Below are 8894 nucleotides of genomic sequence, written 5' to 3' on the forward strand. Positions count from 1 at the left end.
TTCTCCCAAAAACGGGAGAAGGGGAGCTAGATTCAAAGTCCCTCGCCCGACTTGGGAGAGGGATTTAGGGTGAGGGCTACAAAAGTGGGATACACCCGAACGTCATCTACAAGTGCAAAAGCTAGCTGAGCTAGAATTTGTAGGATAATTTCAAAGTGCTGTGACCAGGAGTGCAAAGCATGAGTTCAATGGCTGGTAAAGTCGCAATTGTGACGGGTGCAAGTTCTGGTATTGGTCGTGCAACTGCGATTTCATTCGGCAAGGCTGGGGCGAGTGTGGTGGTCGTAGCTCGCCGCGCAGACAAGGGAGAAGAAACCGTTGGACTCATCACAGACGTAGGTGGCAAAGCAGTGTTTGTTCAAGCAGATGTCACAAAGGCCTCTGATATTGAAACAATGGTTAAGAAGACAGTTGAAACCTACGGTCGGCTTGACTATGCATTTAACAATGCTGGGTCTGGAAGCTCTGGCAAACTTGCTGACCTGTCAGAGGCAGATTGGGATTTTGAGATTAATGCGAATCTCAAGTCGGTTTGGTTATCGATGAAGTACGAAATTCCTGTCATGCAGCAGTTAGGAGGAGGTGCGATCGTCAACACGTCGTCTCAAGGCGCACTGCTTGGCGTCGCAAATTATGGAGCTTATGGCGCAGCAAAGGCAGGAGTAATCGCCCTTTCTCGTGCAGCGGCGGCTGAATATTCTGCTGATCGAATTCGGATTAATACCGTTAGCCCCGGTGCTGTGAAAACTGACTTATGGGCAGAAGCCCCCCCTGAAATGCTTGATCAAGTCGCTGCTGGAATTCCACTACAGCGAATCGGGGTGCCAGAAGATATTGCTGAGGCAGTAGTTTGGCTTTGTTCAGATGGGGCTGCGTTTGTAACGGGGCATAATCTAGTTGTTGATGGAGGGTTCACAGCCGTTCAGAAGTAGCCAGCCGCCTAACAACCGCGCCCGGAACGCTTCGATAGGGTTGATAAGTTGCAAAGGCTATCTGAGTCCGGTGAGCGCAAACGTTAGCTGGCTTCGCATCAATCAATATCTGACATTCATGTTTCAAGGGAGACAGAGAGTCCATAAGCCCTTGAAAGGCTATCGACCCATCTTCCGTGAGGCTTTTTGAAGTTTAAATTTCGAATTGTAGATGTTGGAGTAGACAGGACTGGCATGGCTGCGAAGCGAGGGCGGCGTTGGATTCGACGGTGGGGGTTGAGCCTGGGGGGGATGGTTCTGCTAGGGTGCATGATGTTGGGGGCTGTAGGGTGCGATCGCTATCCCATCCGCGCTAAAGACATTACGCCTCAGACTGGGCAACTGTTGGGCGATCGCTGGTTTTATTCCGCCCATAGCTTCCGCGAAGGATTAGCCCAAGTCGAGCCAGTGTTCCATCAGGGCTATGGCTACATCAACCACCAAGGGAATCTAGTGATTCCGGCGGAGTTTGATCTGGCACAGGACTTTTCGGAAGGGTTGGCAGCCGTTATGAAAGAGGGGCTGTATGGGTTTATCGACCCGTCCGGTGAGATGGTGATTGAACCCCAGTTCCAGCGCAAGCCGCTGCCAGGGCCACAACCCATCCGGGCCATGGCCGACTACCAGTTTCAGCAGGGCATGGCCTCGGTGCGGCATAATGACCGCTGGGGCTATATCAACCGGGATGGACGATGGGTGATTCTGCCTCAATTTGATGCCGCAGATGGTTTTGTAGATGACCGTGCAGCGGTGTTGGTGGGCGATCGCTGGGGCATCATTGATCGCACTGGGCAATGGATCGTCTCCCCCCAATTCATGAATATACGCTCCTTTCAAGAAGGCGTTGCCGCAGCCCAGGATGGTGACCGTTGGGGCTTTCTCGATCGCACTGGGAACTGGGTGATCCCGCCCCAATACCGCTTAGCATGGTCATTCGCCGAAGGGCTGGCGGCTGTTGAAACCGAAAAAGGCTGGGGCTACATCGACACCACAGGCGCTTGGCGGATTGCTCCTCGTTTCTTTTGGACATTGGCTTTTTCGGACGGCATTGCTGGTGTCGAATCCAACTATAAATCTGGCTACATCAATAAAACGGGGGAATGGGTCGTCCAACCGAAATTCGATAGTGCGTTGGAGTTTCGGCTGGGGGTGGCAGCAGTCCGGGTGGATGCAGATGAGCGAGGGTTTGGAGGCCGTTGGGGATTCATCGATCGCCAAGGTCGTTGGGCTATTCGTCCTAGCTATGGCGACGTCTATTCCTTTTCCGACGGGTTTGCCCGTGTTTGTTTGGGGGGCGATCGCTGCGGTTTTATCTACCGCTAATGGAAAGCCTATCTACCCTCAACATCAACACATCCAGTATCTTCCCAGGAAGAAGCTAGGTTAATTGCTGAGAACGTCAGGCTCATTCGGTTCTATAACCTTAAGTAGTAAACTGAATCGGAACTGGGAAAAGCCATCAATTCTTAGCCCGAAACCGATCGATCTTATAGCCACTATATCTATTTGTATGTCGAGCAACTCATTGCTGATGAGGTCTAGTAACTAGCTAATCATACCCTTGCATCCATCTGTGCCATGTATCGTCGTTCTAGCCCTGGACAACTCTCGTGCCAAGATTTTTATCTGCCGAGCGTTTAGTCCTGTTCCATTTCATTCGCATTTCATCTTTGGGTGGCAAACTGAAACCTGATAGTTTTGCTGGTCTGGTCAGCGCGTTTGAAAGCGAGAAACCGTCTTTATAGTGAAAAAAAGGTTTGACATCCGATGACTCTGAGAAAAAAATTGGCTTCATGGATAGTAGTAGGTGGACTGGTGTCCTTACCTGTCATCGTGAGTGCATGCAGCACGTCAGCTTCAGCACCTAAAGCATCAGACTCTACGACTATGCCTATGGGAGATGAACCCATGGCCGACCACTCCATGATGATGGATCTCGGCCCGAGTGATGCAGAGTTCGACTTACGATTTATTGACGGCATGATTTTGCATCACCAAGGTGCAGTCGTTATGGCAGAATCAGCTCTACAAAATTCCCAGCGGGATGAAATAAAGCAATTGGCAGAGGAAATTATTGCTGCTCAGCAGGTTGAAATTGACCGCATGCAGCAGTGGCGACAAGCGTGGTACCCAGATGCAAGCGATGAGCCCGTAATGTATCACGCAGCCATGGGACATTCCATGGCTATGACGTCTGATATGCAAGCTGCCATGATGATGAGTGGTGACTTGGGTGCTGCCGATGATGAGTTTGACCTACGTTTTATCAATGGCATGATCCCTCATCATGAAGGAGCACTAGCTATGGCCCAGGATGCTTTAGAGAAAAGCAGCCGTCCAGACATTCAGCAACTCGCCCAAGATATTTTGGCGACCCAACAGGTTGAAATTGATCAGATGGAACAGTGGCGAAGAGACTGGTATGGCCAGTAATTTCCTTAGCAAATAGAATTCGACAGGCCTCAGAAAGACTCTGGGGCTTGTTTGCTTGGATATTTCCTGAACGATGGCCAAACGATATATCGAGGTGACCCTACATGAAGCTGCTCCTATGACCGTGACTCATTGCCGAATTTCATCCTGATTTCATTTTTCTGTGGGATGTTTGGGAAGCTAAGGGCATTTTTCTCCAAAGACTGTAATTGAGTGGTTCAAGGGCACGTCTATGACAGCTATCTCCGATCGCTTGTGTGTTATGGCCAGAGGGCGATCGCTCCCTCGGCTTGCTTTGCTAATCCTCCTGCTAGCTCCGGTTGGCAAGGTCTTAGCCCATGCTGGCCATGGCGATGAGTTTCAGGGAGGTGAGGCCGGCGCACACCCAACGGGTGTTGACGTTGATGCAGAGGTGGCTGACCGCATTGGTCTGATCGTAGAGCCGGTAAAACTGCAGGTTTTGACGTTTGGGGTCAAGGCGACGGGGCAAATCGAAGCCTCACCGGGGCGGCAAGTATCGGTGACCAACCCAGTCGGCGGTACGGTGACTCAGCTGCTGGTGGAACCGGGGCAGCGGGTGGAAGCAGACCAGGCGCTTGCGGTCATCACCAGTGGAGAGCTGGCCGAGTTGCGGGTGACTGCCCTGGAAAATTTTGCTGAGCGGCAAGGAGACGTGCAGCAGGCCGAGGCCAATGTGCAACTCGCCCAGCAGACCTACGAGCAACAGCAGCAGATTGCCCTCAGGGCTATTGAGGGAGCCCAGACCGATCTGCGGGTAGCTCAAGAACAGTACGATCGCGACCTAGAGCTAGCTGAGCAAGGAGCGATCGCCCGTCGGGAGCTCCTGGAGTCAGAGGCTGGATTGGCGGAGGCTAGGCGGGTATTGACCGAGGTGGAGAGTCAGCTAGATGTCCTGAATGCTCGTACCGAAGTGGAGCGATCGCAGACTGCCTTGAATGTGGCGCAATCTCGTGCTCAGCTCAGCACAGAGACCTACCAAACCCGGTTGCAGCAGCTTGGGGCCACGCCTAACCCAGACGGCACGATCGTGATTAGAGCGCCCATTGCAGGCACCATTGCCGACCGCAACGTTACCCTGGGGCAATCAGCCCAGGATGCAGGCGCGGTGTTGATGACCATTGTGGACAACCGCACTGTGTTGGCCACCGCCAATATTTATGAAAAAGACCTGTCCCAGGTATCCCCTGGGCAACGGGTACGGATCACGGTTTCTAGCCTGCCCGATCAAATTTTTGCGGGGCAAATTACCACGGTTGGTTCGGTGGTCGATGGCGAAACTCGGGTTGTACCTATGCAAGCAGAGCTAGACAATGCCGATGGTACGCTCAAACCCGGTATGTTTGCGTCCTTGGAGGTGCTCACCGAGAGTACACCAGAGGCTGTCATGTCGATTCCCCAATCAGCGGTGGTAGAAGCCAACGGTCAACCGCTGGTGTTTGTGCGCAATGGCAATGCCTTCGAACCCGTAGATGTCGCCCTGGGGAGAACAGCGGGCGATCAGGTCGAAGTGCTCAATGGTCTGTTTGAGGGCGATGAAGTCGTCACCCAGCGGGCCAATCAACTCTACGCCCAGTCGTTGCGGGGTGGGGGAACTGAGGCAGCAGAGGAAACTGCAGCCCCCGTTGAGGCCGTTGCAACTGCGGGCATTCCCTGGTGGGCGATGGGATTGGGCAGTGGGGCGATCGCCGTCACCACCTTTGCCGCCGGAATCTGGTGGGCCAAGCGACAGCGTCCGAACTATGCCTTAGCCATCAACGACGAGGTGGCTTTGCCTTCAGCACAAGGGCATCCCCGCTATGGTGCTGGGTCAACCCTGGCTGCGCCTCTAGTGGAAGAGGGAGAGCCCTCGCACAAGTAACTGCGGTCTGGAAAGTGTCTCTCCTGATGGTGAACATTGCCTACCCTACAGCGCTAGTGATGGTGGCCGGAGTCCCTTAGCTTTGAACGACAACGATGCTAGATAACATTTTAAAGTGGTCGATCGCCCAGCGGTGGCTGGTGGTCATCGGGGCGATCGTGGTGACGTTTCTGGGGATTTACAACCTCACCCAAATGCCTTTGGACGTGTTTCCAGACTTTGCGCCTCCCCAGGTTGAAATTCAAACCGAAGCACCGGGCTTAGCCCCCGAAGAGGTGGAAGCGCTGATTACCCTGCCCATTGAGAGCGCCGTCAATGGCACCCCTGGGGTCGAAACCGTGCGGTCATCCTCGGCGGTCAGCATTTCGGTGGTCAAAGTGATTTTTCGCTGGGGTACCGATGTCTATCAGGCTCGACAGCTGGTTACTGAGCGGCTCCAGCAGGTGCAAGAAAAGCTGCCCGAGGGGGTTGGCATTCCCCAGATTTCGCCGATTTCGTCGCCCATCGGCACAATTTTGATGTACGCCTTTACGGCGGAAACGACACCTCTCATGGAAGTGAGGCGGTTGGTGGATCGCGATGTCACCAATCGGCTGCTGGCTGTGCCAGGTATTTCTCAAGTCATTGCCTACGGCGGCGACGTGCGGCAGTACCAGGTGTTGGTGGATCCAGACCGACTGGTGGCATTTGATGTGTCGCTGCAAGAGGTGGCCGAGGCGACCGAGGCAGCTAACGTCAATGCCGCAGGTGGATTTCTCAATACCCCCGACCAAGAGCTGATTATTCGCGGTGTAGGACGGCTCGACTCGATTGAGCAACTGCAAGCATCGGTGGTCGCTGCCCGAGAGGGCCGCCCAGTCACGCTGCAAGATGTCGCTGATGTTCAAATTGGAGCCGCCCTGCAGCGGGGCGACGGCAGCGTTGGGGGCCAGCGAGCGGTGGTGCTGGTTGTGAACAAGCAGCCCCTCAACGATACTCCCTCCGTGACCCGATCCGTGGAAGCCGCTATGGAGGAGCTAAAGGCGTCGCTGCCCGAGGATGTCGTCGTTACCGAAACCTTTCGGCAGGAAAACTTTATTGAGGCGTCGGTCGAAAACGTTCTGGGTTCTCTGCGCGACGGCATCATCATCGTCTCAATTATTATCCTGCTGTTTTTGATGAACTGGCGCACGGCGGTGATTACGCTAAGCGCCATTCCGCTCTCGATTTTGGTGGGCATGATCATTCTCAATGCCTTTGGCCAGGGCATTAACACCATGACCCTGGGCGGGTTAGCGGTCGCCATTGGCTCCGTGGTCGATGACTCGATTGTGGACATGGAAAACGCCTATCGCGGGCTGCGCAAAAACCAGTTGGCGGGCACTCCAGACCATCCCTTCAAGGTGGTCTATGACACCTCTGTAGAGGTGCGGGTGAGCGTTATTTTTTCCACCGTCATTATTGCGGTGGTGTTTGCCCCTATCTTTAGTTTGACGGGGGTCGAGGGGCGGATTTTTGCCCCCATGGGGGTGGCTTACCTGGTGTCGATTTTTGCCTCTACCTTAGTGGCGATGACGCTTTCCCCAGCCCTGTGCGCCATCTTGTTGGCCCGCCGTCCGCTGCCCAGCGATGAGACATGGGTGACCAGGGCGTCTCAACGGCTGTATCAACCGGCTTTGCGGTTTGTCATGGCCCACGCCAAGCTGGTGCTGGCCATTGCCTTGGCATCTCTAGTGGCATCTCTAGTGGTGTTTTCGAGTTTGGGGCGAGTGTTTCTGCCAGAATTCCAAGAGCCCTCTCTGGTGAACGCGATGCTGCTGTACCCAGGGTCATCCTTGGCGGCCACTAACGAAGCGGGTCTAGCCATGCAGGAGGCGCTTAAGGATGATCCCCGCTTCACGACGGTGCAGTTGCGGGCGGGGCGAGCACCGGGGGATGCCGATGCCGGTGGGGTGAATTTGGGTCACGTTGACATCGAGCTGAGCCAGGAGGGGTTGCGCGATCGCGAAGCATCCATCGAGCACATTCGCGAAGAGTTTGCCCGCATTCCCGGCATTGCCCCTAGCGTGGGCGGGTTTATTACCCACCGCATGGATGAGGTGCTATCGGGGGTGAGAAGCGCGATCGCCATTAAAATCTTCGGCCCCGACCTCGACCAGCTCCGCACCATCGGCAGCGACGTCGAAGCCGCAATTCGCGATATCGACGGCCTGGTGGATCTGCAACTGGAGCCCCAAGTGCCTATCCGCCAAGTGCAGATTCAGTTTGATCGGCCTGCTGCGTCCCGCTACGGTCTCACCGTGGGGCAAATTGCCAGCGTTGTCGAAACGGCCCTAAATGGGCGCGTGGTCTCTCAGGTGCTAGAGCAGCAGCAGCTCTTTGATCTGCTGGTTTGGCTCAAAGATGACGCTCGCAATAACCTGGAGGCGATCGCCAATCTCTTAATTGATACCCCCGTCGGTCAAAAAATTCCCCTGGCTCAGGTGGCTCGCATTGACTACGGCACCGGGCCAAACACCATCAACCGAGAAAATGTCTCTCGCTTAATTGTGGTGTCGGCTAACGTTGCCGGGCGCGATTTGGGCTCAGTGGTAGACGCGATTCGCGATCGCGTCAGCGCATCTGTATCACTGCCGTCGGGGTACTACATTCAGTACGGCGGGCAGTTTGAGTCAGAGCAACGGGCTAGCCGCAACCTGTTGGTATTTGGGGGGCTAGCGATCGTCGTCATCTCCGTGCTGATGTATTTTGCGGTGAAATCGGTGCTGGGGGTGGTGATGATTATGGTCAACCTGCCCTTGGCTCTGGTGGGGGGCATTGCCTCCATTGCCCTGGGGGGTGGCGTAGTGTCGGTGGCGTCGCTGGTCGGCTTCATCACCCTGTTTGGCGTAGCCACCCGCAACGGCCTGCTGTTAGTCGATAACTACAACACGAAGCTGACCCAGGGGATGCCGCTGCGGGAGGTCATTGTTGAAGGTTCCTCAGAGCGGCTGGTGGCTATTTTAATGACGGCCCTCACCTCGGCCCTAGGTATGTGCCCTTGGTACTTGGTAGCGGGGCAGGCAAGGAAATTTTGCAGCCTCTAGCCGTGGTCGTTTTGGGCGGGCTATTCACCTCAACGGCGCTGACGCTGCTGGTGTTGCCATCCCTATACGCTCAGTTTGGGCGGCATCTGGTTCCCAAGGTGGTGGCCCCCCTGTCGCCCCCAGAGATTGAAACCGAGCCCCACGATCCTGCGCTGGTTCAGTAAGCCAAGTCTCAGGTCGCAGCCTTGGTGCTGCCCCTAGATAATCTGATGTTTTCTCTTGAAGTAAGGAACAACGCTATGACCGTTAAGAAAACCCTGACCTTTTCCGTGGTGGCTCTCGGCCTGGCTCTAACCCTAGGGGCTTGTGGCACCAGTGGTGAGGTAATTGCTCAACTAGGTTGACCTAAGCCCAACTTTGACAGAAGATGATAAGCTTTTGCCATGAAGGAACTGCCCCCTCTCGATGGACTCAGCCACGCCGAAAAGGATGCCCTGATTAGAGGGCTGTGGCAGGAGCTGCAAAGGTTGCGCTCAGAGGTGGACAAGCTCAAGCAAAAGCGGGTCAAGAAAACGACTCGCAATTCAAGTTTGCCGCCTTCTAAAG

The 8894-nt window shown here is 54.9% G+C and carries 4 protein-coding genes and 1 pseudogene; all 5 read left to right on the top strand.

What is annotated here, in order from left to right; genetic code table 11:
• Nucleotides 1-179 precede the first annotated feature (179 nt).
• The 5 genes and pseudogenes from JUJ53_RS01370 (at nucleotide 180) to JUJ53_RS01390 (ending at nucleotide 8512) form a co-directional block, all read left to right on the top strand.
• The gene (locus tag JUJ53_RS01370; RefSeq protein WP_204150191.1) at nucleotides 180-932 is read left to right on the top strand and encodes a glucose 1-dehydrogenase; all 753 of its coding nucleotides are present in this window, start codon (nucleotides 180-182) and stop codon (nucleotides 930-932) included.
• 234 nt (nucleotides 933-1166) lie between these two features.
• Entirely contained in the window at nucleotides 1167-2294 is a 1128-nt protein-coding gene (locus JUJ53_RS01375) for a WG repeat-containing protein (RefSeq protein ID WP_204150192.1), read from the top strand.
• A gap of 444 nt (nucleotides 2295-2738) precedes the next feature.
• Entirely contained in the window at nucleotides 2739-3404 is a 666-nt protein-coding gene (locus JUJ53_RS01380; protein ID WP_204150193.1) for a DUF305 domain-containing protein, read from the top strand.
• A gap of 232 nt (nucleotides 3405-3636) precedes the next feature.
• Nucleotides 3637-5283 (top strand): efflux RND transporter periplasmic adaptor subunit, encoded by a 1647-nt coding sequence (locus JUJ53_RS01385; protein WP_204150194.1) that lies wholly within the window; start codon nucleotides 3637-3639, stop codon nucleotides 5281-5283.
• Between the two features lie 95 nt (nucleotides 5284-5378).
• Nucleotides 5379-8512, top strand: a pseudogene (locus JUJ53_RS01390) (efflux RND transporter permease subunit).
• Nucleotides 8513-8894 lie beyond the last annotated feature (382 nt).

Source organism: Leptolyngbya sp. CCY15150, assembly GCF_016888135.1.
GTDB lineage: Bacteria > Cyanobacteriota > Cyanobacteriia > RECH01 > RECH01 > RECH01.

Excerpts from the sequence above, each read along its gene's own strand:
- JUJ53_RS01370 (WP_204150191.1), top strand. The coding sequence starts at position 180 with ATGAGTTCAATGGCTGGTAAAGTCGCAATTGTGACGGGTGCAAGTTCT.
- JUJ53_RS01375 (WP_204150192.1), top strand. The coding sequence starts at position 1,167 with ATGGCTGCGAAGCGAGGGCGGCGTTGGATTCGACGGTGGGGGTTGAGC.
- JUJ53_RS01380 (WP_204150193.1), top strand. The coding sequence starts at position 2,739 with ATGACTCTGAGAAAAAAATTGGCTTCATGGATAGTAGTAGGTGGACTG.
- JUJ53_RS01385 (WP_204150194.1), top strand. The coding sequence starts at position 3,637 with ATGACAGCTATCTCCGATCGCTTGTGTGTTATGGCCAGAGGGCGATCG.